Raw genomic sequence first — 23837 nt, forward strand, 5'->3', positions numbered from 1 at the left:
GTGAAAGCACTGCTTAGTTTAGCGGTTTTGTTTTGTGTGGTTTTTGGCGCTGATCCTGCGCTACCAACTATAAATTTAAGCCTAAATTCACCGCAAAATGCCGAGCAGCTTGTAAATTCACTAAATGTTTTACTAGTCCTCACCGCACTAGCACTCGCTCCTTCACTCATCTTTATGATGACGAGCTTTTTGCGCCTTGTCATTGTATTTTCATTTTTGCGTCAAGCGATGGGCACGCAACAAGTGCCACCTTCAACGGTGCTTATCTCGCTTGCGATGGTACTTACATTTTTCATCATGGAGCCGGTTGGTCAAAGAAGCTACGATGAGGGTATAAAGCCTTATATAGCCGAGCAGATAGGCTATGAGGACATGCTTGATAAGAGTTTAAAGCCGTTTAAAGAATTTATGGTGAAAAACACTAGAGAAAAAGATCTTGCGCTATTTTTTAGGATAAGAAATTTGCAAAATCCAGCAAATATCGAGGATATCCCGCTAAGCATCGCGATGTCAGCCTTTATGATAAGCGAGCTAAAGACATCTTTTGAGATAGCATTTTTGCTCTATCTGCCATTTCTTGTTATCGACATGGTCGTAAGCTCCGTTTTGATGGCGATGGGTATGATGATGCTACCTCCTGTCATGATCTCGCTGCCATTTAAACTACTCATCTTTGTGCTAGTTGATGGCTGGAATTTGCTAATAGGAAACCTCGTAAAGAGCTTTCACTGATGAAAAAAATTTTATTAGCACTTTTGCCTTTGGCGCTATTTGGATCAAATTTAAGCGAGATAGCAAACAAGGCCACTCAAAACGAAATTTCAAAGATCAAAGAGCTTGAACTAAAAAGAGCAAATTTAAGTGATGAAGCAACATCAAGCGCTTATTTGCCAAGCCTCAGCCTAGAGGGCTCATACGGCAAAAACGCAAGCACCTTCCCAAGCATAGTCGCCAAAGAGTCAGCTGGCGTGCTAGCTAGGATTGATTTTTTACTATATGATGGTGGAGCTAGAGAGGCTAGGCTAAAGATGAGCCAGCTTTTAAAAAACAAAGCTGCCATCGCAAACGATGAAGCCAAAAACTACCTTGCCTTTAAGGCTGTAAATTTATACTTTAACGCCTGCACACTTGAAAATATAGTAGCCGCCAAAAACGCTCAGGCAAATTTCTTAAAAGGCGTTTTAGACAAGCTTGAAAAGGCAAATAAAGCAGGGCTTGCCCCAAAAGATGAGCTAGAAAACGTGCGAGCAAAATACCACCTAGCAAACAGCACGCAGCTTGAATACAAAAATAAAATGGAGCAAATTTTAAATGAGATAAATTTGCTAACAGGCGAGCAAATCGCGCCACTTAGCGGGGCAAAAATGGCTGAGATTAGCTCAAATTTAGCTTCAAAAAATGCCGAGCTTGACAGGCTAAGTCAAGATATATCTTTAAGCGAGGCTAAGCTTAGCGAGACAAGAGCTGGCTTTTTGCCCCAAATCATGCTTTATGACACCTATGGATTTTACAAAAATAACTACGACATCGACCTTGGCAAATATAGCGCTTACCGCCCATATCTTGATAAATATCTAAAAGAGGACACACACGGCAATAAATTTGGCGTTAGCTTTAGGTGGAAAATTTTTGACTTTTTTGCCACTAGCAAGATGAGCCAAGCTAGCAAGATCGCGCTTGATGAAGCGAGGCTAAATTTAGAGTATAAAAAGCGTGAAAACGATACCAAACTTAAAAATTTACAAAACGAGATCGCAACTCTTAGCTCAAAGATCGCTTCACTAAATGAGTATGTAAAAGCAAGCGATCTTGCGCTTAGAGCGAGCTTTGAGAAGTATAACTCTGGGCTTTTAGGGTATAGCGACCTGCTTGAAGCACTCTCTCAGAAATTTGACGCCATTAGCCTTTTTGAAGGGGCGAAAGACGAGCTAGAGATCAAAAAAGCGGAGTATTTTTTTGAGAGTGGCGAGAGCATTTTAGAGAGGATTAGGGATTGAAAAAGCTGATAATTTTAATGATATTTTGCATTTTTTCATTTGCAGCAGAGGAGATTTTTGCTGATTTTGAAGTCTATGCCAAGCAAAGCTCAAAGCTTGCATTTGAGAGCAACGGCAAGGTGGATAAAATTTTTGTAGATGTTTCAAGCCACGTTAAAAAGGGCGACACTTTAGCTAGCCTTGATCAAACAAGCCTTGAGATCGCTCTAAAAAAGGCAAAAAACGACCTAGCGCTTGCCAAAAATGCCAAAGAATTTGCTAAAAGCACCTTTAATAAATTTAGCCAAGTAAAGGACGTCACTTCAAAGCAAGAATTTGATGAGGTAAAGTATAAATTTGACGAGGCAGTTCTTAGGGTGCAAGCGGCTGAGATAGCTATTTTAAACGCAGATGATCATCTTAAAAAGGCCGTTTTAAAAGCTCCGTTTGATGGCGTCATAGCTAGTAAAAATGTCGAGCTTGGCGAGAGTGCTTCGCCACTTCAGCCAGCCTTTGTCTTAAACTCCGAGGAGGCTAAAATTTTAATAGCGATCGATGAAAAATATGCAAATTTAGTAAAAGTTGGCGACATATTTAAATTTAAGCTTGACGCAACAAGCGAGGAAAAAGAGGTAAAAATCGCGCTAATTTACCCAGAGATTAAGCGAGAGACCAGGAAATTTTACGCCCAGGCTTATGATGGCGGGCTAAAGCCAGGCATGTTTGGTCAAGGAAAAGTGATAATCGGCGAAAATAAATGATAAAAACAGCCATAAACCGCCCCATAACTACGCTTATGATATTTTTAAGCCTCGTTGTCTTTGGCATCTACTCGCTAAAGACGATGAATGTAAATTTATACCCGCAAGTAAATATCCCAATCGTTAAGATCACGACCTACGCAAACGGCGACATGAACTACATCAAGACAAAGATCACGCAAAAGATCGAGGACGAGGTCTCAAGCATCGAGGGGATAAAAAAGCTTTACTCAACTAGCTTTGATAACCTAAGCGTGGTAAGCATCGAATTTGAGCTAAACAAAGACCTAGAGAGCGCTACAAACGACGTTCGCGACAAGATGCAAAAGGCAAGGTTAAACGCAAACTACGAGATAGAAAAGCTAAATGGGCTTTCTTCTTCGGTGTTTAGCCTCTTTATCACAAGGCTTGATGGCAACGAAACTAAGCTCATGCAAGAGATCGATGACGTGGCAAAGCCATTTTTGGAGCGCATTAGCGGCGTTTCAAAGGTTAAGACAAATGGCTTTTTAGAGCCAGCGGTGAAAGTTTTACTAGATAGATTTAAGCTTGATAAAAACGCTCTTAGCGCAAACGAAGTGGCAAATTTGATAAAGGTTGAAAATTTAAAAGCACCTCTTGGCAAGATAGAAAATGAAAAAATCCAAATGGCGATCAAGTCAAATTTCAGTGCCAAAAGCATAGATGAGATAAGAAATTTAACGATCAAACAAGGGGTCTTTTTAAAAGATATCGCAAGTGTTGATCTTGCTTACAAAGACGCAAACGAAGCAGCGATAATGGATAAAAAAAGTGGCGTCTTGCTTGGCCTTGAGCTAGCCCCAGATGCAAACGCTCTAACCGTGATCGCCCTAGCTAAAGTAAAGCTAGATCAGTTTAAAAGCCTGCTTGGCAGCGAATACGACGTAAAAATAGCCTACGATAAGAGCGAAGTGATACAAAAGCACATCGATCAAACCGCCTTTGATATGATCCTTGGCGTCTTGCTAACCATCGTGATCGTCTATCTTTTTTTAAGAAATTTCTCGATCACCATCATCTCAGTCGTAGCGATACCAACTAGCATCGTAGTGACATTTTTCATCATAAATGCCCTAGGCTACGACATAAACCGCCTAAGCCTCATAGCGCTGACCCTTGGTATCGGTATCTTCATCGATGATGCGATAGTCGTCACTGAAAACATCGCTAGCAAGCTAAAAGATGAGCCAAATGCCCTAAAAGCAAGCTTTGCAGGCATAAAAGAGATAGCATTTAGCGTCTTTGCGATCTCGCTCGTGCTGCTTTGCGTCTTTGTGCCAATAGCCTTTATGAGTGGCATCGTTGGCAAATACTTTAACTCCTTTGCGATGAGCGTAGCAGCTGGCATCGTCATCTCGTTTTTTGTGAGCATATTTCTTGTGCCAACGCTTAGTGCTAGGTTTGTAAATGCCAAAGAAAGCAGCTTTTTTCTAAAAAGTGAGCCCTTTTTTGAAGCGCTTGAAAATGGCTACGAGAAAATTTTAGCCTTAGCGCTTAAATTTAAGCTCATATTTTTAGCTATAACGATTGTGGTCGTTGTTTGCTCATTTGCTCTGGCTAAATTTGTAGGCGGTGACTTTATGCCAAGCGAGGATAACTCGGAGTTTAATATCTACTTTAAGCTTGATCCTTCGCTTAGCCTGCAAGCTAGCAAAGAGAGGCTAAAAGATAAAATTTCACTCATAAACGCCGACCCTCAGGTCGCTTACGCCTACTTCATCCTTGGCTACACAGACGCCAAGCAGCCTTATCTTGTAAAGGCTTACGTTAGGCTAAAGGAGCTAAAAGATAGAGCTAATCACGAGCGGCAAAACGCTATCATGCAGAGGTTTCGCGACAAGCTAAAAAGTGATGATATGAGCGTCATCGTGGCTGATCTTCCGGTGGTTGAAGGTGGCGATGTGCAGCCAGTTAAGCTTACTATCACATCTGAAAATGGCAAAGAGCTAGAGAAATTTGTGCCAAAGATCAGCAAGATGCTAAAAGAGATAAATGACGCAACGGACGTAAATTCGCCCGAAGAAGATCTGCTAAAGCGTGTGCAAATTTCTATCGATGAAGATAAGGCTAAGAGGCTAAATTTAGACAAAGCCAGCGTTGCAAGTGCCGTTTATAGCGCATTTAGCCAGAACGAGGTCTCTGTTTTTGAAAACGAAAATGGCAAAGAGTATGAGCTTTACATGCGCCTTGATGATAAATTTAGAAGCGATACAAATGATATCTTAAAGACCAAGATAAGAAGCAATGAGGGCTTTTTTGTCACACTTGGCGATGTGGCGACGATTAGTTTTGAGCAAAAGCCAGCTAGTATTTCAAGGTTTAATAGAGCCGATGAGATCAAATTTTTAGCAAATACTAAAAACAACGCTCCGCTAAATAGCGTGGCAAATGAAATTTCAAAGAAGCTTGATGAAATTTTGCCAGCAAATTTCAAGTATAAATTTCTTGGATTTGTCGAGCTCATGGATGATACAAACGCTTCGTTTATCTTTACGGTGAGTGCTAGCGCGGTGCTTATTTACATGGTGCTAGCGGCACTTTATGAGAGCTTTTTGCTGCCATTTCTCATCATGCTAGCCATGCCGCTTGCCTTTTGTGGCGTCGTGATCGGACTTTTTATAAGCGGCAATCCATTTAGCCTATTTGTCATGGTTGGCGTCATATTGCTCTTTGGCATGGTCGGCAAAAACGCCATTTTGGTAGTTGATTTTGCAAACCACTTTGCAAATAGCGGCATAGAGGCAAACGAAGCTGTGAAAATGGCTGCTAAGAAGCGTCTAAGGGCTGTTTTGATGACCACTTTTGCGATGATATTTGCCATGCTGCCTCTTGCTCTTAGCAGGGGTGCTGGCTATGAGGCCAACTCGCCTATGGCTATAAGCATCATCTTTGGGCTCATTAGCTCGACTTTGCTAAGCTTGCTTGTCGTGCCAGTGCTTTTTGCATGGGTCTATAATCTTGATAAATTTATAAGAAAATTTTATGAAAGGGAGAGAATTTGAAGAAGATTTTGGCGGTTTTGCTCTTTACTTTGCCTCTTTGGGCTGGAAATTTACTAGAGATCATCGCTCTGGCGCAAAGTGCGAAGCTTGAGAGTTTGAAAGAATTTAATAAAAATGAATATATAAATAAAAACAAGAGCAACAAGCTAAATTTATCCCTTGATGGCAGATATACCTTTGTGCCTGACGAGCTAAAGGGCGGATATATGACAAAGGCTGGATCGATCACGGCAAAGGTCGAGTATCTCATCTTTGACGGTGGTGCTAGCGAGGCTTCGGATAAGATTTTAGACCACAAGGGTGTGGAGAAAATTTACAAAGATGAAGAGCTGATGAATCTCACTGCTTTTCAGGTCGCAAAGGTTTATTTCAACGCCGTTGCGCTAAATTCGCTGATAAATTTAGAGACAAAATTTGTAGATAGCTTTGCCAAGGCTGCGGCTGAAAATGAGTTTTGGTTTGAGTATGGCGAGATAGATAAGAGCGAATTTGATGCGATAAATTTCACCTTAAATAAAAAAAGAGCCGAGCTTGACGAGCTTGGACTTAAGCTAGCCGAGCTAAACTCAAGGATAAATTTGCTTTCAAACGGCGAGATCGGCTTTAATGCTGGCTCAAAGATAGTGATGCCTGATTTTAGCAAAGATGATCTAAGCGCCAAACTTGGGGCTATGGAGCAAGAAAAATATATAAAAGAGCAAGAAAATGAGAAGCAAAAGAGCAAATTTGCTCCAAAAATTTACTTAAAAGATACGCAAAGTGTGAATAATAACAGCTTTAAAAAAGGTGAGAGGACGACTTCGCAGATGGTTGATGCATATGCTGATGCGAACAAGCCTAGAGTGGAGTTTGAGTGGAAGCTGCCAGATAGCCTAAGCCTTAGCAAGCAAAGCCAAACTAAACGCATAGAGGAGCAAAAGGCCGCACTTGATCTAAGCGACGAAGAAAACAGGATAATAGCTAGGCTAAAGGATCTAAGAGGCGTGATAGAGGGCTTAAGTGCTAGGTTAAATTTAGACTCGCTAAAGCAAGATAGCCTTGATAGCGACTTTAATGACCTGCTAAATTGCTATCTTAGCGGCAAGGTAAAATTTGAGCAGTTTTTGTTTGTGAGTGAGAAAAATTTTAGCGACAGGGCAAATTTTATCCTAAATGGCGATTTGCTCGAGCTAAACAAGCTTGAATACTTTTTTGAATGCGCAAGAAATATAAATGAGGTGGTGATAGAATGAATAAATTGATCTTTGTGACCATTTTATGGGCGTTTAGCTTTAGTTTGATAGGCGAGTTTTTAGCTGGCAAGGTCGATAGCTATCTGGCTGTTTTTGTGCGTGTGGCGCTTGCAAGCCTAGTTTTTTTGCCATTTACGAAATTTCGAGGCGTTAGTCCAAAGCTAGCCCTTGGCATAATGGGCATAGGAGCGGTGCAAATAGGGCTAATGTATCTTTGCTACTACAACTCGTTTTTGTATCTAAGCGTGCCTGAAGTCGCGCTTTTTACCATTTTTACGCCGTTTTACGTCACGCTGATCTACGATGCGTTTAGCTTTAAATTTAGACCGCTTTATCTCTTTAGCGTTGGTGTGGCGGTCTTTGGCGCGCTTATCATCAAGTATGGCGCGATAAACGAAGGGGCGATAAAGGGCTTTTTACTGGTGCAAGGAGCAAACATCTGCTTTGGAGCAGGGCAGAGTGCGTATAAGGCGCTTTTGGAGAGGTTTGAAGTGGATCAAAAAAAGGTCTTTGGCTACTTTCACTTTGGAGCGTTTTTTGTGGCAGTGATCGCGCTCGCAACACTTGGCAATCCAGCTAAATTTCACGTTGATCTAACCCAAACTTTGGTACTTTTGTGGCTTGGAGCGGTTGCTAGCGGGGTTGGCTATTTTATGTGGAACAAAGGCGCTTGCGAGGTCGATAGCGGTGTGCTTGCCATCATGAACAACGCCCTCATACCAGCTGCTATCATCGTAAATTTGGTTTTTTGGCAAAAGGATACCAACCTAACAAGGCTTATTTTGGGCGCTGTGATAATGTATATCTCGCTGTTAATTCATAATAGAGTGATGAAATTTTACGGCGTAAAGACCGCGTGAGGTTAAATTTAGGGTTAAATTTGAGCTATTTAAGCGCCTTGCATCTTTACAAGCTGGGCGTTTAGCTGCATTATCTGAGCAAAGATAGCCCCTTTTTTGCTCTGGAGAGAAGCAACTAGCTCTTTTGCGTATGGATTTTTGCTCGCACTTGCTTGCTTTATCGCAGCTTCAATCTCTTTTAGCTGTTTTTGCAGTTTTTCTAACTGCTTTTTTATGATATCGGCGCTACTCTCGCTCTCGTTATTTGTTTCGCTAACTAAATTTGAAGCGTCATGCAAGATAGCGCTTTTGTCGCTATTTTGTGAATTTTGGCTTTTTAAATTTACTTCATCAGCCTTTAAATTTAGCCCACTTTTGGGAGTGCTTTTGTTTAAATTTATAAAATTTGAGTTTATCTGCATCGCCTCGCCTTTAAATTTAAAAGCATATCGGCAAATTTAAATAAATTTTGACTACGAAAAATTTAGCAAGAAAATTAAAAAGGCTACCACACCAAAGAGCGGTGGTAAAAATGCTGCTGGCTTAAATTTAACGCATAAAAGCGTGATGGCGTTATAGAGTAAAAAGGTAAATGTGCTTATGTGAAGACTACCAGAGCTTAGTCTAAAAGCTAGCATCTTGCTTAAAATTTCATCAAAAATGCTGCCATATCCAAAAAGATGAAGTAAAAAACTTAGCGGATAAAATATGCCAAATAGGTAGTTTAGGGCTAGCACGCTAAGCTGCAAGAGGCTAATGAGCGGGAAAAAGTAAAGCACGGCAACCTCCATAGCAAAAAAGACATATAAATTTAAAAGTAGCGAGTTTGCTAGCAGGTTAAATTTGGGCGCAAAATAGAAAAGATATACGAAGATATAAAAGACGCCAAGACATGAAAAATAAAAGCCAACACTAAAAAGAAGCTGCGGAAATAGGGCGACGCTAAATAAGATAACGCCAAAGAGCGTGTAGAAATTTAAGATCTTTATCTCTTTGCAGATCATGTAAAAGCCAGCCACGCTCATCAAAAATGCCCGCAAAAAGCTTGCTATAAAGCCGATCATGTAAAAGTAAAAGCAAAGCACCAAAAATACGGCGATCGTAAAGTCAAAAATATATGAGCGGTAAGGCATATATCTTGCGTAGACGGGCTTAAAAACGAGCTTTAAAAGAAAAAAACAAACCGCGCTTATAACGCCAAGGTGATAGCCGCTAATGGCGATGAGGTGCGCCACACCCCAGTTTGAGACGTCATCTCTTAGCTCGCCAAAGACATTTGTACCAAGAAAGAGCGCTGAGAAAAGCTGCGAAATTTTAGCGTCTTCGTGCTGGTCGGAGATGAAATTTATAGCTCTTTGCCTTAGGTTATCATCTCTTTTGATGACGGCTCTATCGTAGCTTGGCATGTAAAATGAGCCAGAAAGATACTCTTTGAAACTAACGTCTATTGGCTGAACGCTAAGCGCCACGACGTCATAAAGGCTGATCTTATCTTTTTTAGAAGCGGTTGTGTAAAAGCTAAAATTTAAAGTGTCGATCCTGATGATTTGGCGCTTTTTGCCGTTTTTTTCTTTGGTAAAATTTACGCTTACTTTGCCAACGATGTCTTGCTCGCCAAGCTCCATAAAAGCGTTATATTCGTGAAATTTAAGCACTAAATTTAGACAAAAAAGCAAAAGGCAAAGCAGGAGAAAATAAAATACACGCCTGCTTTTTGGCAAATTTACTCTTTAAATTCAGTTGATTGCACCGGTGTGGTGGCGATATCGCAAAAGCGTGAGTACTGCTTTTGAAAGAGCACGTCGATAGATCCGACCTCGCCGTTTCTGTTTTTGCCAACGATGATCTCGGCGTTTTCTTGAAGCTTGTTAAAAACGTGCTCGCTTTTATACTCTTTGCCTTCAGCCGCTGCCTTGCTCTTTTTCTCGTTCTCCTCTTGCTCCAGATAGACCTCGTGCCTATAGACAAAAAGGATGATGTCGGCGTCTTGCTCGATCGCGCCTGACTCTCTTAGGTCACTTAGCATAGGGCGCTTGTTCGCGCGTGCTTCAAGGCCGCGGTTTAGCTGTGAAAGTGCGATGATAGGCATATCCAGTTCGCGCGCTAGAAGCTTTAAGCCACGAGAAATTTCAGCTATTTGTATGTGGCGATCGGCGTAGTTGTTTGTGCTCATCATAAGGCCGATGTAGTCGATGACGCAGAGTGAAATTTCAGGGTGAGCCGACTTTAGCTTGCGAAGCTGCGTCCTTACTTGGTGGATATTTACGTAGCCGCTGTCGTGCACAAAGAGCTTGGCGTGTGAAAATTCGCTGCATGCGTGGCTAAAGTGAGCGAGCTTCTCGTCGTCCAAGGTTGCTGTCATTATCTCTTGAAGTGGGATCGAGGTCTTGTCGGCTAGCATCCTCATCATGATCTGCTCTGCTGGCATCTCAAGTGAGAAAAAGACGACGCCAGCGCCACTTTTTAAAACGTGCCCCATGAAATTTAGACAAAGCGTCGTTTTACCCATGCCAGGGCGTGCTGCGATGATGATGAGATCGCCATTTTTAAAGCCTTTTATCATCTCATTTAGCTTTTTAAAGCCGGTGTTTAGTCCGATGATATCTCGCTCATTTAGGGCTGCTTGCTTTTGCATGTGCACGATCAAGCTTTTTATGATATCTTCACTATCTCTGATACTACCAGTGCCGCTACCATCGACAAGAGAGTAAAACTCCTGACTTAGCTCATCGACCATATCGCGGCTAGCTTTGTCCTCATTTACCTTGCTTGGGATGTCGTGAGCGATCTTTACTAGACTGCGTTTGATCGATTTTTCTTTTAGCTCGTTAGCGTATCTTTGGATATCGATGATCGAGTTTGTGGCCAAAATGCTCGCCATGACGTTGTCATCATAGTTTTCGCCAAGCTTGTTTTTGATAAATGTCGATGCGATAGGCACGTCGCCGTTTAGACAATCAACCATCGCTTTGTAAATTTGCGCGTGAGCCTTTAGGTAAAAGTCCCCAGCCTTGATCGTGTCAAAAATTTCGCCCAAAGCGTCGTTGTTTGCGATGATAGAGCTTAGTATGGCTCGCTCCATATCAAGGTCGTAAAGGTTGCTAAATTCTATCTCGTTAAGTCTCTCTTTTGCCACTATTTTATCCTCTGCTCTTTATCTCGTCGTCGATCTCTTGTAAAAATCTATCCACAAGCTCGCTCTCAGGCAGCCTTGCGATCACTTCGCCGTGGCGCATGATCATGCCATTTCCCTTGCCAAATGCTATGGCTACGTCCGCGCCTTTTGCCTCGCCGATTGCATTTACCACGCAGCCCATCACTGAGACATTTAGCGGCTCTTTTATCCCTTTTGTCTTTTCTTCTACGAGCTTTACTGCAGCCATGAGGTCAGCTTGCAAACGCCCACAAGTTGGGCATGAGATGATGTTTAGCCCCTCTTTTTGGCGGCCGCTATCTTTTAAGATCGCCTTTGCGACTTTGATCTCCTCTTCAAGCTCGCCCGTGATGCTAACTCTAATCGTATCGCCTATGCCCTCAAGCAGCAGTCCGCCAAGCGCGATCGCGGACTTGATAGTGGCGTGAAAAGTAGTGCCTGCCTCTGTTACGCCTAGATGAAATGGGTAGTTTGTCTTTGGGCGAAGCGCTCTATAAGCTTGCATAGTGCGCTCGACGTCGCTTGATTTGAGCGAAATTTTAATGTCCGTAAAGTCAAAATCCTCAAGAAGCTTGATGTTGTATAAGGCACTCTCCACCATAGCCTCCACCGTGCGGCCGTAGCGGTCCTCAAACTGCTTTTCAAGCGAGCCAGAATTTACGCCTATGCGGATAGGTAAATTTCTCTGCTTGCAGGCATCAACGACTGCTTTTATGTTTTTAGCTGAGCCGATGTTGCCGGGGTTTATGCGGATAGCATCGACAAATTCGCTAACGATGAGCGCGTAGGTGTGGTTAAAATGTATGTCTGCAACGACTGGGATGGGTGAGCCAGCGACGATTTGCTTTAGCGCGCTGGCGTCCTCTTTGTCAAAAACTGCGCAGCGCACGATGTCACAGCCTGCAAAATATAGCCTTTGTATCTGCTCTAGCGTGCCTTTTACGTCCTTTGTCTTTGAAAATGTCATCGACTGCACGGAGATCGGTGCGTCACCGCCTATTAAAACATCGCGAATTTTTATCTGTTTTGTCGGGTATCGTTGCAAAATTTTGCCTTTAAATTTTATTGGGGATTATAAAAAAAAATGGCTTTTAAAAGGCTTGAAAAATTAATAAAGTTTTTAAATACAGGCAGTTTGTTATTGTAAATGCAAAATTTAAAATCTTACTCACTCGCCTTAGCAGACTACTAAATTTAGGCTGCACTTCGTTTAGCACTAAATTTAGAGCCGTGATATGCTCGTTCATAAATTTTAAAATTTGCTCGAGTTCTAACCGCATGCAGTGCCCAGCACAATTGCATGCACCTCTAACGTTGTAGGGGCTTTACTCAGGCTTCGTCTCGTAACTGCGAGCAGACAGGGGATTGTAAAAAAAGGGGGGGGGAAGGGAGCTTCTTTGCTTCGCGAGCTCGCAACTGCAAGCAGACCGTAATTCAAGCCTCTTCCCCCTTAACAAAGAAATAAAGCTTTAAATTTTAAAAATCCATTTTGCAAATTTTAAAATTCCACTCACTCGCAAGAATTGACTACTAAAATTTGGCTTCGCTTACAGCTTAGCTCAAATTTTAGAGCCGAAATTACTCGTTCATGAAATTTTAAAATTTTCTCTCTCGCCTTAGCAACTTGCTAAATTTAAAATTTGCTTTATTAAATTCTTCTTCTAACTAAAATTCACCGGATCTATATCGATATCGCTAAGTTCGCTTTTGCATAGGTTTGCCGCCCTTAAAAGCATGGTGTGCGAGTTTGAGCGAAGCAGAATTTCATATCTAAATTTACCCACAAGATACTCAGCCTGGCACTTGCCATATCCCACGATCTCTAGTTTATCGCTTTTTAGTGGCTCTAGCCTTTGCACAAATTCGTTCATTGCGCCCTTTGCCGTGCTCTCATCTTTGTGCGAAACGACCACGCGAAGCAGCCTCGTAAATGGCGGATACAGCCCCTCTCGGTAGCTGATCTCCTCCTTTAAAAACGCATCGTAGTCGCTGATATAACTCTCAAAAAACTCCCTTTGTTTGCTTTGGATGATGACCCTGCCAGCTCCGTTTCTACCGGCTCTGCCAGCTGCTTGCATGGCAAGGGCAAGCGTCCGCTCTCTAGCTCTAAAATCAGGAAAATTCAAAAGCTCGTCAAAGCCCATGATTACGGCAAGCTCGACGTTGTGATAGTCATGCCCCTTGCTTAGCATCTGCGTGCCAAGCAGGATGTCGATTTTGCCATCGTTAAATTCCTTTAAAGCCTTTACAAGCTTGTTTTGCGTCGTGATCTCATCTCTATCAAATTTAGCGATCCTAGCGTTTGCAAACTCAGCTTGCAGCCTCTCCAAAAGCTCACTCGTGCCGATCTTTTTAGCCTCTATCATCTCACTGCCGCACTGGTGGCAGGTCTTTGGCACGGCCATTTTGTGCTCGCAGTATTGGCACTTTAGTACGTTTTGCTTTTTATAGTAGCTCATACCGATGCTACAAAATGGACACTTCACCGTCTCGCCGCAGTTTTTGCAGACAAGATATTTGAAATTTGCCCTTGTTGGCAGGCAGATGACGGCTTGCTTTTTATTCTCAAGCGTCTTTGCGATCTGCTCTTTTAAAATTTCACTTATGCCAGTCTCGCTCTCATCAAATATATAGCTCTTTTGCGACGCAAAATATGTCCCTTTTAGGCGAAAACATTCTTGCTTATAAAAGCTAGTAAGGCTTGGCGTGGCACTACCCAGAACTACTTGCAGGTCAAATTTGCTAGTTAAAAAGAGGGCTAGGTCTCTTGCGTTGTAGTGGGGCTTTGAGCCTGTGTTTTTGTAGCTATCGTCGTGCTCTTCGTCGATGATGATGAGTTTTAGCCTCTCAAGTGGCAAAAATAGGGCAGATCTAGCTCCAGCTATAAGCCTTGCCTTGCCGCTTTTGATGTCTTTTAAAATTTGCTCTTTTTTCTTTGGCGTGATCTTTGAGTGCCACACAGCCACCGCCTCACCAAAGAAGCTCTCTAAGCGCTTTTGCATCTGCGGGGTGAGTGAAATTTCAGGCATCAAAAATAGTGCTTGAGCGCCTTCGTTTAAAATTTCTCTGATCTTTGCTATATAAATTTCACTTTTGCCACTTCCCGTGTCGCCAAAGATGAGCGAGCTTTTTCGCTCGTTTATAAAATTTAGCGCTTCAAGCTGCTTTGGGCTTAAATTTGGCGATTTAAAGTCGGTTTTGCCTTTGTAAATTTCATCATCCACAAGGCTTTGTGGTTCAAATAAATTTATAGCAACGCCAAGCTCGCAGGTGTAGTAGTAGGCGATAAATTTAGCTAAAGTTGCTTGGATATCGTTTAGCTTAATGGGTAAAATTTCATCAATGAGGCTTGTTTTAAAGCTTGGCTCGCCCACTTCGCGCAGGATAAAGCCAGTTAGACTTTTACCCCTAAGCTTTGCAGTGACGGCGCGAAATGGCGCGATATCTAGCTCGCTTTTATATGTGAGCGCAGCTAAATTTACCCCGCTAAATACGATCTCGTAGTATCTCATCACTCAAGGGCACTGCAAAGTCCGTCGCTGCTCTCGCAGTCAAATTCGCCAGTGGTTTTGTTATAAGTGAAATTTGCTGTTTGTCCGTCTAGTTTGAAGGTATAAGTGTTTGCTCCAGTTTTGTGCCAGCCGTTTTTTGTGCCGCTGTCTGCGATATTTACGCTTATTACTTTGTTGAAAAGTTTATTCCCATCATCAAGTGCGTCTGGATATGCTGGAGTGCCTTTTAGGACGCTATCGTTGTATTTTAGTGAGATGCCGCTTTTTATGGCAGCGATTTGCGTTTTTGCATTTGCGACTATGGCGTCGCTTCTAGTAAAGAAAAGCTTTGGTATAGCAATAGCGCTCAAGACGCCAAGTATGACGATGACAAATATAATTTCTATTAGGGTAAAAGCTCTTTTTTTCATTTATTTTCCGGTTTTAGTATCTCTTCTATCTCTTTTGTGACGTCCTTTACGACGCGTAAATTTGTGTAGCTCTCGTAGCTCTTTTCGACAAAGGCGTTTATAAGCTCACGAGGCTCTATAAATTTCTTTCCCCCCATAAATTTTTGCCAGTCACGCTCAAAAACTTCAGCAAAATCATCATCAAGCGTTATCGTATAGTCGCGAGATGATACGGTGAGCGTGATCTGTTTCATCTTTTATGCCAAAAATGCCTAGCTTATCTACCAAGGACAGCTTCGATCTTTTTCATTACATCATCAGCTTCGCTATTTTTCTTGTCAAGATCCTCTTCTAAGCGCATGATCTGATTGCTCTTTGCCTCATTTTGTGCTTTTAATGTTACGATCTCGTTACGTAGCTCTTCATTTACTCTGCAGACTTCATCGTATTTTGTGATGAGGTCATTTACTTTATCGCTTAGTGTGGTTAAGATCGCATTATCTTCAAACATAAAGGTTCCTTTAAAATAATAATTAATGCCGTATTCTAACACGCAGAGGCTAAATTCTTTTTAAAATTCTCATTTGACAAAGCACTATCTTTGCTATAAAATTCGCCCAAATTTAAAGGTGGTAGTTAATGAGTAAATTTGAAATTTCATCTAAATTTAGCCCAAGCAGTGACCAAGCAAGAGCGATAAAAGAGATAGTAAAAAGTATAAAATCAGGCAATAAATACCAAACTCTTCTAGGCGTGACAGGATCTGGCAAGACCTTTACCATGGCAAACGTCATACGAGAGCTAAACATGCCAACTCTTATCATGACGCATAACAAATCCTTAGCCGCTCAGCTTTATAGCGAATTTAAGGGCTTTTTTCCAAAAAATCACGTCGAGTACTTCATAAGCTACTACGACTACTACCAGCCAGAGGCATACATCCCAAGAAGCGACCTATATATAGAAAAGGATAGCTCGGTAAATGAGGAGCTTGAGCGCCTGCGCCTCTCTGCGACGGCTAGCTTGCTAAGCTTTGACGACGTCATCTGTGTCGCCTCAGTCTCTGCAAACTACGGCCTTGGTAATCCAAGCGAGTATAAGGGGATGGTGGCATATCTTAGCGTGGGCGAGAAGATAAGCCAAAGAAAGCTTTTAGAGCAGCTCGTGGATATGGGCTATAAGCGTAATGACAACTACTTTGACAGGGGGGATTTTCGTGTAAATGGCGATGTGGTGGATATTTATCCAGCTTACTATAACGACGAAGCCCTAAGAGTCGAGTTTTTCGGCGATGAGATCGATGCGATGTATCATTTTGACGTGCTTGATAACAAAAGGCTAAAGGATATCTCTAAATTTACGCTTTATGCCACTAGCCAGTTTATCGTAGGCGCTGATAGGCTAAAGATCGCGATGAAAGAGATCGAAGAGGAGCTTGATGCGCGTTTGAAAGAATTTAACGAGCAGGGCAAGCTAGTCGAGGCGCAAAGACTAAAGCAAAGGGTGGAGTTTGACCTTGAGATGATGGCGAGCACTGGCATGTGTAAAGGCATCGAAAACTACGCGCGCCACCTAACTGGACAAAAGCCCGGAGAGACGCCGTACTCGATGTTTGACTACTTTGAGATAAGCGGCAAAGACTATCTGGTCATCGTCGATGAGAGCCACGTCAGTTTGCCACAGTTTAGGGGCATGTATGCGGGTGACAGGAGCCGTAAAGAGGTGCTTGTGGAGTATGGATTTCGTTTGCCATCAGCGCTTGATAACAGGCCACTTAAATTTGATGAGTTTATAAGTAAAAAGGCGAAATTTCTCTTTGTCTCAGCCACGCCAAACGAATACGAGCTTGGCATCAGCCAGGGGCACGTCTATGAGCAGATTTTGCGACCTACTGGGCTGCTTGATCCGCTTATCGAGATAAAAGATAGCGATAACCAGGTCGAGGCGCTATTTGACGAGGCAAAGGCTGTGATTGCAAGAGGTGAGCGCGTGCTAGTTACGGTGCTAACTAAAAAGATGGCCGAGGAGCTAAGCCGCTACTACATCGAGCTTGGCATAAAGGTCAAGTATATGCACTCAGACATCGACGCGATCGAGCGAAATGAGATCATTAGGGGGCTTAGAAGCGGCGAATTTGACATGCTAATAGGTATAAATTTGCTTCGTGAGGGGCTGGACCTGCCTGAAGTGAGCCTGATAGCCATAATGGATGCCGATAAAGAGGGCTTTTTACGCTCGACAACGAGCCTTATACAGACGATGGGGCGTGCGGCTAGAAATGTAAATGGCAAGGTGATAATGTTTGCCAAAAAGATCACAAAATCGATGAAAGAGGCGATCGATACGACGACAGCTAGGCGTAAATTTCAAGATGAATACAACAAAGCTCACGGCATCACACCGCACTCTGCCAGCAGAAATATCGAAGAGAGCCTGCATGTCGAAGATGATGGTGAAATTTATAAGCGTGGTAAAAATTTAGAGAAGATGCCAGCTAGCGAGCGAGCCGCGATCGTAAAAGAGCTAAGAAAACAGATGCTTGAAGCGGCGGCGCAGCTGGAGTTTGAGAAGGCGGCGGCGCTACGTGATGAGATAGCAAAGATGAGAAAATTATAAGCGTTGTCTTTTGTCTATCTTTAAATTAGCTTGCTAAAATTTTGCTCGACAGACTATGTGTCTAGTCTGCGCAAATTTTAAACCGCGCAACATTTAAATCTATCACAAAATACTGCCACCCTAAGCTCCATGGTTCGTTTCTTTTACATCTTTAAGTTTGCCTTGCCTTTATAGAGGAGCAAAAATTTTATTCTCTCTGACAATGTTTGTCTAAATTTCAACTCACATCAAATTTCATCTACCAAGCAAATTTAAAGCCCAAAAAGTAAAATTCTAAAATCAGCTCTAGGGGCGAGAAATTTGACTGTATCTCTCGTAGCTTTGCATCAAAGTTAGACGTGCAAAGGATCTGGTCTGTGGCTCAAGGCATTGTCATCTGGTGCCATTTTGGGCAAAAGAGCTTGGAGAAAGCCGCAGCATTTGAGGCATCAAAAAGAGGTGACAAGATCGCTTGCAACATCAGAGACGACAGCAAGTCTGTTCTATACGCTGTTAGCGAGCTATTTGTATAGAATTAAGTTCTGCTAACCGGCTTTAAAAAGTAGCTAGAAACCGCGCAGATGAGCGAAACTGCGGCGATAAAGTAAAATGAGTGCGTTAGGCTAAAGATGTCAGCGATCTTGCCGATGACCGTTGCGAATATACCGCCGATTGTTATGCTAAGCCCAAGCGTTACGCCAGAGGCTAGGCCGATTTGATTTGGCAGATAAAGCTGTGCAAGGGCGATTGATGGGCTAAAAGATAGGCTGATGCAGGCACTCACGCACATGGAGGCCACGAGAAATAGCGCGTAGCTGTCGATAAAGAGCATTAGCACGACTAGCGGCGCGGCGATGCTTAGGCTTATTTTGATGAGCCTAACTAGGCCGTATCTATCCGCTAGCGCTCCGCCAAATAGTGTAGAGATCGCACCTGCAGCAAAAAACATACTTAAATTTACATTTGCAGCTTCTTTGCTAAGACCAAAAATTTTGATGAGGTAGATGCTAAAAAATGCCGCAAAGCCAAATGCGACGATAGAGCGTGAAAATATACACAGACAAAGCCTTAAAAATGCGCCTAGATCGTCTTTTATGGCGCTTGTTTTTTGTGAAATTTGCTTTTTGTGATTGCCTTCTAGCGCTTTTATAAATTTGCCTTTTTTAAGGTATAAAAGTGTTAGCAAAATTTGAGGGATTATAAAGACTAGCGTCCCTTTTAGGCCAAAATTCCCCACAAAAACGGCGACTAAAATGGGTCCAACTGCAAAGCCGACATTACCACCAAAAGAAAATATACTTATACTTTTGGCTCTATTTTTGGCGTTTGAGGCGTAGTTTACGATCCTTGCGGCGCTTGGGTGAAAGAGTGCGGCACCGATACCGCTTATCATCACGCAAAGCAAGATGAGGTAGTAGTTTGTCACAAAGCCAGTGAGGCTCATGCCTCCGCCTGCAAGCAGTAGCCCAAGCGGGATGATGTAGGGCAGCTCTTTTTTGTCGCTTAGGCGGCCGATAAGTGGCTGGATGAGCGAGCTTGCTAAATTTGTGGCGGTCACGAGCGAGGCGGCTGTGGCGTAGTCGTAGTGGTAGCTCGCGATGAAAAAGGGCAGCATCGCACCAAGCGCACTTTGGTTTATGTCGCTACAAAAGTGCCCAAGCCCCATTAGATACTTTAAATTTTCCGCCTTTTTCATCTAAAATAGCCCTTTTAAAAGCCCCTTTAAATTTTGTTTTTCGCCGCTTGCGTCATCATCTTTGCCCAGCTTTTTGTCTAAAAATCTACCTATCTCTTTTTTGACCTTATTTTCGAGATATTGCGATCTGACGTCGTATTTTAGCTTGTCTGTCGTGCCTGAGATTTGCACGTTTAGATCGGTCTTTTCTAGCCTGCAAACAAGCGGCGCGTTAAGCATTTTTGTAGCGGTATTGTAAGTGCCGTTTGAAACCTTTATATCGCTCTTTGGTGAGCTTAAATTTACGTTAAAGATGACGTTGTCACCCTTTATATAGCCGTAAATTTTGCCGTCTTTGTAAATTTCTTTTGTGATGTCCTTGCCGGTGAAGGTTTTTATATTGTTTGTGAGATTTGTGCTGGCTAGGTGACCCTCTTTTAGCAAGATGTCAAATTTACCGAGCTTTTGCTTCGTCTCGTAGTCAAATTTAGCATCGCCGCAGCCATCATAAAGATGCTCTAGCCCCAAAGTCTGCGTTAGCCCTTTGACCTCAAAGTTTTTTAGCACCGCATCAAGTGCGCCACCTTTGTAGTTTGCCTCTAACTTGCCCTTAAATAGATCATCTGAAGTGGCTTTCACGCTTAGATCATCCACTTTGCCATTTGCTGTTACTAGGGCTGCAAATTTACCGTGAAGCTCGCGACCAGCTAAAAATGCAAGCTTATTTAGCTCTGAAACTACCGCTTGAAGCTTTAAGTTTAGCGTGCTTTTGTCCACGTCAAAACTGCCATCTATGCCCTTTATATCAGCTAGCGAGCTAAGAAAGTCGCCACTAAATTTTGCCATGTCGCCTTTGTAATCTAGGCTCAAATTTGAGCTAAATTTCTCGTTTTCAGGGAATTTTTTATCAAGCATTTTACTAAGCGCTGCGGCGTTAAATTTACCCTCATTTAAAGTGATCGTTGCAGCGACGCTTGGGCTTTTGCTAAAGATATTTTGCCCCTTTGCTTGGACATTTGTCTTAGCGTTTGCCAGTCTGTCGTTGCCGCTAAGTGCTAAAATTTCTCCTAACTGCGCCTCTTTTAGGTTAAGATCAAGATTTTCATTTTTTATGGTGGCGTTTAGCTTGCCAGCAAAGGCATCGCCGCCTAAATTTAGCTCATCTATCTTGCTCTCTTTAACCTTCACATCGCCCACAAGCGCCATCTTTGAGCCCACCTCAAAGCCGCTAACTGCCTTAAATTTCTCAGGGTCGCTAATGAGCAGGGCAAATTTGCTAAAAATTTGGCTATTTTTTAGGTCAAAAACGCCCTTTACATCCTTTAGCTCACCAAGGTCGCTAAGCACGTTTGCGTCAAAATTTACAAGCTCACCTTTTGCGGTGGCACCGCCTTTTAGCTCAAATTTAGCTGCGTTTTTAAGCTTTGCAAGACCATTATTTATAAGGCCGTTTTTTATCTCAAATTTGGCCTCGCCTGCAAGCTTTTTTAGCTCGTCAAAGCCACTAAAATTTGCGTTTAAATTTATCTGCCCATCTGCGTAGCTAGGCTGCAAAGCAAGCGCTAGAAGCTCTTTTAGCTTGATGTTAGTTGCATTTAGTGCTAAGTTTTTGCTATCAAAATTTGCATTTATCTTGCCACCAAGCCCGTTTATCTCAGATTTTAAGTTTTGAAGGGTATTTTCTTGCATTGTAATTTCGCCGTTTGCCTCCACTGCGCCGCTTAGTTGCTCGCCTAAGAGCTTGCCAAAAAGGGCAAGATCAGGCACATTTAGTGAAAAGTCGCTCTTTAAATTTTTGCTAGCTAGATCATAAGTCGTCTCGTTTGCTTTTAAAGTGGCTTCAGGTGCGATGATAATGGTTTTTGCGCTCACTTTTTCATTTGCAAATTTAGCATTTATGCCGCCTTTAAAGTTTATATCTTTTGCTAAATTTAGCCCAAATTCATTTTTAAGAATTTCTTTGTTTATCGCCGCATCGCTTGCTAAAATTTGAGCATTTATGATGGGCTCATTTTTCTCATCAAAGCCTTGCATATTGCTTGTTAGATCAAGCTTACCGCTAGCTAAATTTGGCTTTTGCGCCAGAGCTGAGATCTCAGAAAGCTCGATATTTTTAGCGTCAAGATTTAGAGCTTTTGGCAGGTAGTCTTTTAAATTTGCATTTAAATTTATGTTTGAGCCAAGCGCCGTGCCAGTTGCTGTTAGCTTGAAGTCGCTAAATTTACCAGCCACGTTTGCTTTAAGCGCGACATCCTTTTTTAGCCCAAGCTCGCTAGCCTTTGCCTTGTCGGCGTTTATATCTATGTTTAAGTTCATACTTTGAGCAAGCAAGGAAAGCTCGCCATTTGCCTTTAAATTTATGGCATCCATCACGGTCGCTTCTAAATTTAGCGTGCTAAGCCCAAGGTTAAAATCTTTAAATTTGATATCGATACCACGAGCTAGCGCCTCTTTTTCTATTTTACTGGCTATAAATTTATTACCAATTGAGCTAAAGATAAAGCCAAAAACGCAAGCTACTATGAGCACAAGCGCGCCAACTATGTAAGCTACTTTTTTCATAAAATTCCTTTATATTAGTTTTACATATCATAAAACTTTAGTCACTTAGACTAAAGTTTTTAATAAAATTCACTATAAATTATTGACTTTTTCAGAAAAAAATGCTAGCATTTCATCACTCAAAAATAAAGAGTGCTAAAAAAGACAATTAAACTAAAAGGATGAACAATGAACTTTCAACCATTAGGCAAGCGTGTCCTAGTCGAACGCGTAGAAGAGACAAAGACGACAGCTTCGGGCATAATTATACCTGATAACGCAAAAGAAAAACCTTTAAGCGGCGAGGTAAAAGCAGTTGGCGCTGAAGCTGAGGGCGTAAAAGTTGGCGAAAAAGTAGTATTTGCTAAATACGCTGGCACTGAGGTAAATTTAGATGATAAAACATATCTTGTTTTAAACATCGACGACATTTTAGGTGTGATTAAATAATTTAAAAAGGAAAGACAATGGCAAAAGAAATTTTTTACTCTGATGATGCAAGAAATCGCCTATATGAGGGCGTAAAAAAACTAAATGACGCTGTAAAAGTGACAATGGGACCAAGAGGCAGAAATGTCCTTATCCAAAAGAGCTTTGGCGCTCCAAACATCACAAAAGACGGCGTTAGCGTGGCTAAAGAAGTTGAGCTAAAAGATACTATCGAAAACATGGGTGCAAGCCTAGTTAGAGAAGTAGCAAGTAAGACAAATGACCAAGCAGGTGATGGCACTACAACAGCGACTGTGTTAGCTCACGCGATATTTAAAGAGGGTCTTAGAAACGTAACTGCTGGCGCAAATCCTATCGAAGTAAAACGTGGTATGGATAAAGAAGTAGCAGCTCTTATAGATGCACTAAAAAACATCTCTAAAAAAGTTTCTGGCTCAAAAGAGATCGCTCAGATCGCTACTATCTCTGCAAACTCAGACGAAAGTATCGGCAAACTTATCGCTGATGCGATGGAAAAAGTCGGCAAAGATGGCGTCATAACAGTAGAAGAGGCAAAGTCTATCCAAGATGAGCTAAGCGTTGTTGAGGGTATGCAGTTTGACCGCGGATATTTAAGCCCATACTTCATCACAAACCCTGAAAAGATGCAAGTTGAGCTAAGCAATCCATTTATATTGCTATTTGACAAGAAGATCACAAATTTAAAAGACCTGCTTCCAGTGCTTGAGCAAGTACAAAAGAGTGGCAAACCACTTCTAATCATCGCTGAAGATATCGAGGGTGAGGCACTTGCAACGCTTGTTGTAAATAAACTTCGTGGCGTGCTAAACATCTCAGCTGTTAAAGCTCCTGGCTTTGGCGATAGAAGAAAAGCGATGCTTGAAGATATCGCTATCTTAACAGGTGGCGAAGTTATCAGCGAAGAGCTAGGCAGAACACTAGAGAGTGCCACTATAAACGACCTTGGACAAGCTTCAAGCGTAGTTATCGACAAAGATAACACTACTATCGTAAATGGCGCAGGCGAGAAGTCAACAATAGACGCTAGAATAACTCAGATCAAAGCGCAAATCGCCGAGACTACAAGCGACTACGACAAAGAAAAACTTCAAGAGCGCCTTGCAAAACTAAGTGGCGGCGTGGCAGTTATCAAAGTAGGTGCTGCGACTGAGACTGAGATGAAAGAGAAAAAAGACCGCGTAGATGACGCTCTAAGCGCTACTCGTGCAGCTGTTGAAGAGGGCATCGTTGTGGGTGGTGGCTCAGCTCTTATCCTTGCTTCAAAGAGTGTAAATTTAAATTTACAAGGTGACGAGGCAATCGGCGCTGAGATCGTTAGAAGAGCGCTTCGTGCTCCACTTCGCCAAATCGCTGAGAACGCTGGTTTTGACGCAGGTGTGGTAGCAAATGCTGTTGAGACAAGCAAAGATGCAAATTTTGGCTTTAACGCTGCAACTGGCGAATATGTAAATATGTTTGAAGCTGGCATCATCGACCCAGTTAAAGTTGAGAGAGTTGCGCTTCAAAACGCTGTTAGCGTGGCTAGCTTGCTACTAACAACTGAAGCAACTATCAGCGAGATAAAAGAAGAAAAAGCAATGCCTGCAATGCCTGACATGGGCGGAATGGGTGGCATGGGCGGCATGATGTAGCAGCCCTTTTCGAGCTAGAGCCTTTTCTAGCTCGAATT

General features: G+C 42.4%; 21 protein-coding genes. 10 read left to right on the forward strand and 11 right to left on the reverse strand.

Annotated features, from left to right (window positions below):
* The first annotated feature begins 9 nt into the window (after nucleotides 1-9).
* Genes fliP through HMPREF1019_RS00130 form a run of 6 tightly spaced genes read left to right on the forward strand, consistent with a single transcriptional unit; the run spans nucleotide 10 to nucleotide 7852 of the window.
* Complete coding sequence (gene fliP, locus HMPREF1019_RS00105) at nucleotides 10-732, forward strand: flagellar type III secretion system pore protein FliP (RefSeq protein WP_410369107.1); 723 nt, start codon at nucleotides 10-12, stop codon at nucleotides 730-732.
* Nucleotides 732-1997 (forward strand): TolC family protein, encoded by a 1266-nt coding sequence (locus tag HMPREF1019_RS00110; protein ID WP_009293625.1) that lies wholly within the window; start codon nucleotides 732-734, stop codon nucleotides 1995-1997. Before fliP ends, HMPREF1019_RS00110 begins: the two co-directional genes overlap by 1 nt.
* A complete protein-coding gene (locus HMPREF1019_RS00115; protein ID WP_009293626.1) occupies nucleotides 1994-2737 on the forward strand; it encodes an efflux RND transporter periplasmic adaptor subunit in 744 nt (247 codons plus the stop codon). Before HMPREF1019_RS00110 ends, HMPREF1019_RS00115 begins: the two co-directional genes overlap by 4 nt.
* Complete coding sequence (locus HMPREF1019_RS00120) at nucleotides 2734-5760, forward strand: efflux RND transporter permease subunit (RefSeq protein WP_009293627.1); 3027 nt, start codon at nucleotides 2734-2736, stop codon at nucleotides 5758-5760. The genes HMPREF1019_RS00115 and HMPREF1019_RS00120 overlap by 4 nt, the downstream gene beginning before the upstream one ends.
* Nucleotides 5757-6992, forward strand: coding sequence for a TolC family protein (locus tag HMPREF1019_RS00125; protein ID WP_009293628.1), 1236 nt, complete (start codon nucleotides 5757-5759; stop codon nucleotides 6990-6992). The genes HMPREF1019_RS00120 and HMPREF1019_RS00125 overlap by 4 nt, the downstream gene beginning before the upstream one ends.
* Nucleotides 6989-7852, forward strand: a complete 864-nt coding sequence (locus HMPREF1019_RS00130) for an EamA family transporter (RefSeq protein ID WP_009293629.1) — start codon at nucleotides 6989-6991, stop codon at nucleotides 7850-7852. Before HMPREF1019_RS00125 ends, HMPREF1019_RS00130 begins: the two co-directional genes overlap by 4 nt.
* A 29-nt stretch (nucleotides 7853-7881) precedes the next feature.
* Here HMPREF1019_RS00130 and HMPREF1019_RS00135 read toward each other — a convergent pair whose 3' ends face one another.
* The 9 genes from HMPREF1019_RS00135 to HMPREF1019_RS00170 form a co-directional block, all read right to left on the reverse strand.
* Nucleotides 7882-8253, reverse strand: a complete 372-nt coding sequence (locus HMPREF1019_RS00135) for a hypothetical protein (protein ID WP_009293630.1) — start codon at nucleotides 8251-8253, stop codon at nucleotides 7882-7884.
* A 51-nt stretch (nucleotides 8254-8304) separates the two neighbouring features.
* Nucleotides 8305-9552, reverse strand: coding sequence for a ComEC/Rec2 family competence protein (locus tag HMPREF1019_RS00140; protein ID WP_009293631.1), 1248 nt, complete (start codon nucleotides 9550-9552; stop codon nucleotides 8305-8307).
* Between the two features lie 2 nt (nucleotides 9553-9554).
* Complete coding sequence (locus tag HMPREF1019_RS00145; protein ID WP_009293632.1) at nucleotides 9555-10967, reverse strand: replicative DNA helicase; 1413 nt, start codon at nucleotides 10965-10967, stop codon at nucleotides 9555-9557.
* 4 nt (nucleotides 10968-10971) lie between these two features.
* Nucleotides 10972-12030: a flavodoxin-dependent (E)-4-hydroxy-3-methylbut-2-enyl-diphosphate synthase gene (gene ispG / locus HMPREF1019_RS00150; RefSeq protein ID WP_009293633.1), complete on the reverse strand. Its 1059-nt coding sequence runs from the start codon at nucleotides 12028-12030 to the stop codon at nucleotides 10972-10974.
* Between the two features lie 46 nt (nucleotides 12031-12076).
* Entirely contained in the window at nucleotides 12077-12265 is a 189-nt protein-coding gene (locus HMPREF1019_RS09775) for a hypothetical protein (protein ID WP_083827820.1), read from the reverse strand.
* A gap of 381 nt (nucleotides 12266-12646) precedes the next feature.
* Nucleotides 12647-14497 carry a primosomal protein N' gene (locus HMPREF1019_RS00155; protein ID WP_009293634.1) on the reverse strand — a complete coding sequence of 617 codons (1851 nt, stop codon included), beginning with the start codon at nucleotides 14495-14497 and terminating at the stop codon, nucleotides 12647-12649.
* Entirely contained in the window at nucleotides 14497-14907 is a 411-nt protein-coding gene (locus tag HMPREF1019_RS00160) for a type II secretion system protein (RefSeq protein WP_009293635.1), read from the reverse strand. The genes HMPREF1019_RS00155 and HMPREF1019_RS00160 overlap by 1 nt, the downstream gene beginning before the upstream one ends.
* Nucleotides 14904-15140, reverse strand: coding sequence for a hypothetical protein (locus HMPREF1019_RS00165; protein ID WP_009293636.1), 237 nt, complete (start codon nucleotides 15138-15140; stop codon nucleotides 14904-14906). Before HMPREF1019_RS00165 ends, HMPREF1019_RS00160 begins: the two co-directional genes overlap by 4 nt.
* A gap of 23 nt (nucleotides 15141-15163) precedes the next feature.
* On the reverse strand, nucleotides 15164-15397 hold the full coding sequence (locus tag HMPREF1019_RS00170) for a hypothetical protein (RefSeq protein ID WP_009293637.1): 234 nt from the start codon (nucleotides 15395-15397) through the stop codon (nucleotides 15164-15166).
* 128 nt (nucleotides 15398-15525) lie between these two features.
* On the opposite strand from HMPREF1019_RS00170, the gene uvrB reads away from it, so the two are divergent.
* On the forward strand, nucleotides 15526-17502 hold the full coding sequence (gene uvrB / locus HMPREF1019_RS00175) for an excinuclease ABC subunit UvrB (protein ID WP_009293638.1): 1977 nt from the start codon (nucleotides 15526-15528) through the stop codon (nucleotides 17500-17502).
* A 356-nt stretch (nucleotides 17503-17858) separates the two neighbouring features.
* Nucleotides 17859-18014, forward strand: coding sequence for a hypothetical protein (locus HMPREF1019_RS09920; protein ID WP_181002291.1), 156 nt, complete (start codon nucleotides 17859-17861; stop codon nucleotides 18012-18014).
* A gap of 2 nt (nucleotides 18015-18016) precedes the next feature.
* On the opposite strand, the gene HMPREF1019_RS00180 is transcribed toward HMPREF1019_RS09920, so the two are convergent.
* Together HMPREF1019_RS00180 and HMPREF1019_RS00185 are read right to left on the reverse strand one after the other, a co-directional pair.
* Entirely contained in the window at nucleotides 18017-19177 is a 1161-nt protein-coding gene (locus tag HMPREF1019_RS00180) for an MFS transporter (RefSeq protein ID WP_009293639.1), read from the reverse strand.
* The gene (locus tag HMPREF1019_RS00185; protein ID WP_009293640.1) at nucleotides 19178-21718 is read right to left on the reverse strand and encodes a tryptophanyl-tRNA synthetase; all 2541 of its coding nucleotides are present in this window, start codon (nucleotides 21716-21718) and stop codon (nucleotides 19178-19180) included.
* A 168-nt stretch (nucleotides 21719-21886) separates the two neighbouring features.
* Here HMPREF1019_RS00185 and groES point away from each other — a divergent pair, with 168 nt between their 5' ends.
* The gene (groES, locus tag HMPREF1019_RS00190; RefSeq protein ID WP_009293641.1) at nucleotides 21887-22147 is read left to right on the forward strand and encodes a co-chaperone GroES; all 261 of its coding nucleotides are present in this window, start codon (nucleotides 21887-21889) and stop codon (nucleotides 22145-22147) included.
* A 17-nt stretch (nucleotides 22148-22164) separates the two neighbouring features.
* Nucleotides 22165-23799 (forward strand): chaperonin GroEL, encoded by a 1635-nt coding sequence (groL, locus tag HMPREF1019_RS00195; RefSeq protein ID WP_009293642.1) that lies wholly within the window; start codon nucleotides 22165-22167, stop codon nucleotides 23797-23799.
* Nucleotides 23800-23837: the final 38 nt, after the last annotated feature.

The organism is Campylobacter sp. 10_1_50, from assembly GCF_000238755.1.
In the GTDB taxonomy this organism is placed as follows: domain Bacteria; phylum Campylobacterota; class Campylobacteria; order Campylobacterales; family Campylobacteraceae; genus Campylobacter_A; species Campylobacter_A concisus_R.

Coding starts and splice junctions, on each gene's coding strand:
- HMPREF1019_RS00110 (WP_009293625.1), top strand. CDS start 732: ATGAAAAAAATTTTATTAGCACTTTTGCCTTTGGCGCTATTTGGATCA.
- HMPREF1019_RS00120 (WP_009293627.1), top strand. CDS start 2,734: ATGATAAAAACAGCCATAAACCGCCCCATAACTACGCTTATGATATTT.
- HMPREF1019_RS00130 (WP_009293629.1), top strand. CDS start 6,989: ATGAATAAATTGATCTTTGTGACCATTTTATGGGCGTTTAGCTTTAGT.
- HMPREF1019_RS00135 (WP_009293630.1), bottom strand. CDS start 8,253: ATGCAGATAAACTCAAATTTTATAAATTTAAACAAAAGCACTCCCAAA.
- HMPREF1019_RS09775 (WP_083827820.1), bottom strand. CDS start 12,265: ATGCGGTTAGAACTCGAGCAAATTTTAAAATTTATGAACGAGCATATC.
- HMPREF1019_RS00155 (WP_009293634.1), bottom strand. CDS start 14,497: ATGAGATACTACGAGATCGTATTTAGCGGGGTAAATTTAGCTGCGCTC.
- HMPREF1019_RS00160 (WP_009293635.1), bottom strand. CDS start 14,907: ATGAAAAAAAGAGCTTTTACCCTAATAGAAATTATATTTGTCATCGTC.
- HMPREF1019_RS00165 (WP_009293636.1), bottom strand. CDS start 15,140: ATGAAACAGATCACGCTCACCGTATCATCTCGCGACTATACGATAACG.
- HMPREF1019_RS00170 (WP_009293637.1), bottom strand. CDS start 15,397: ATGTTTGAAGATAATGCGATCTTAACCACACTAAGCGATAAAGTAAAT.
- uvrB (WP_009293638.1), top strand. CDS start 15,526: ATGAGTAAATTTGAAATTTCATCTAAATTTAGCCCAAGCAGTGACCAA.
- HMPREF1019_RS00180 (WP_009293639.1), bottom strand. CDS start 19,177: ATGAAAAAGGCGGAAAATTTAAAGTATCTAATGGGGCTTGGGCACTTT.
- HMPREF1019_RS00185 (WP_009293640.1), bottom strand. CDS start 21,718: ATGAAAAAAGTAGCTTACATAGTTGGCGCGCTTGTGCTCATAGTAGCT.
- groES (WP_009293641.1), top strand. CDS start 21,887: ATGAACTTTCAACCATTAGGCAAGCGTGTCCTAGTCGAACGCGTAGAA.
- groL (WP_009293642.1), top strand. CDS start 22,165: ATGGCAAAAGAAATTTTTTACTCTGATGATGCAAGAAATCGCCTATAT.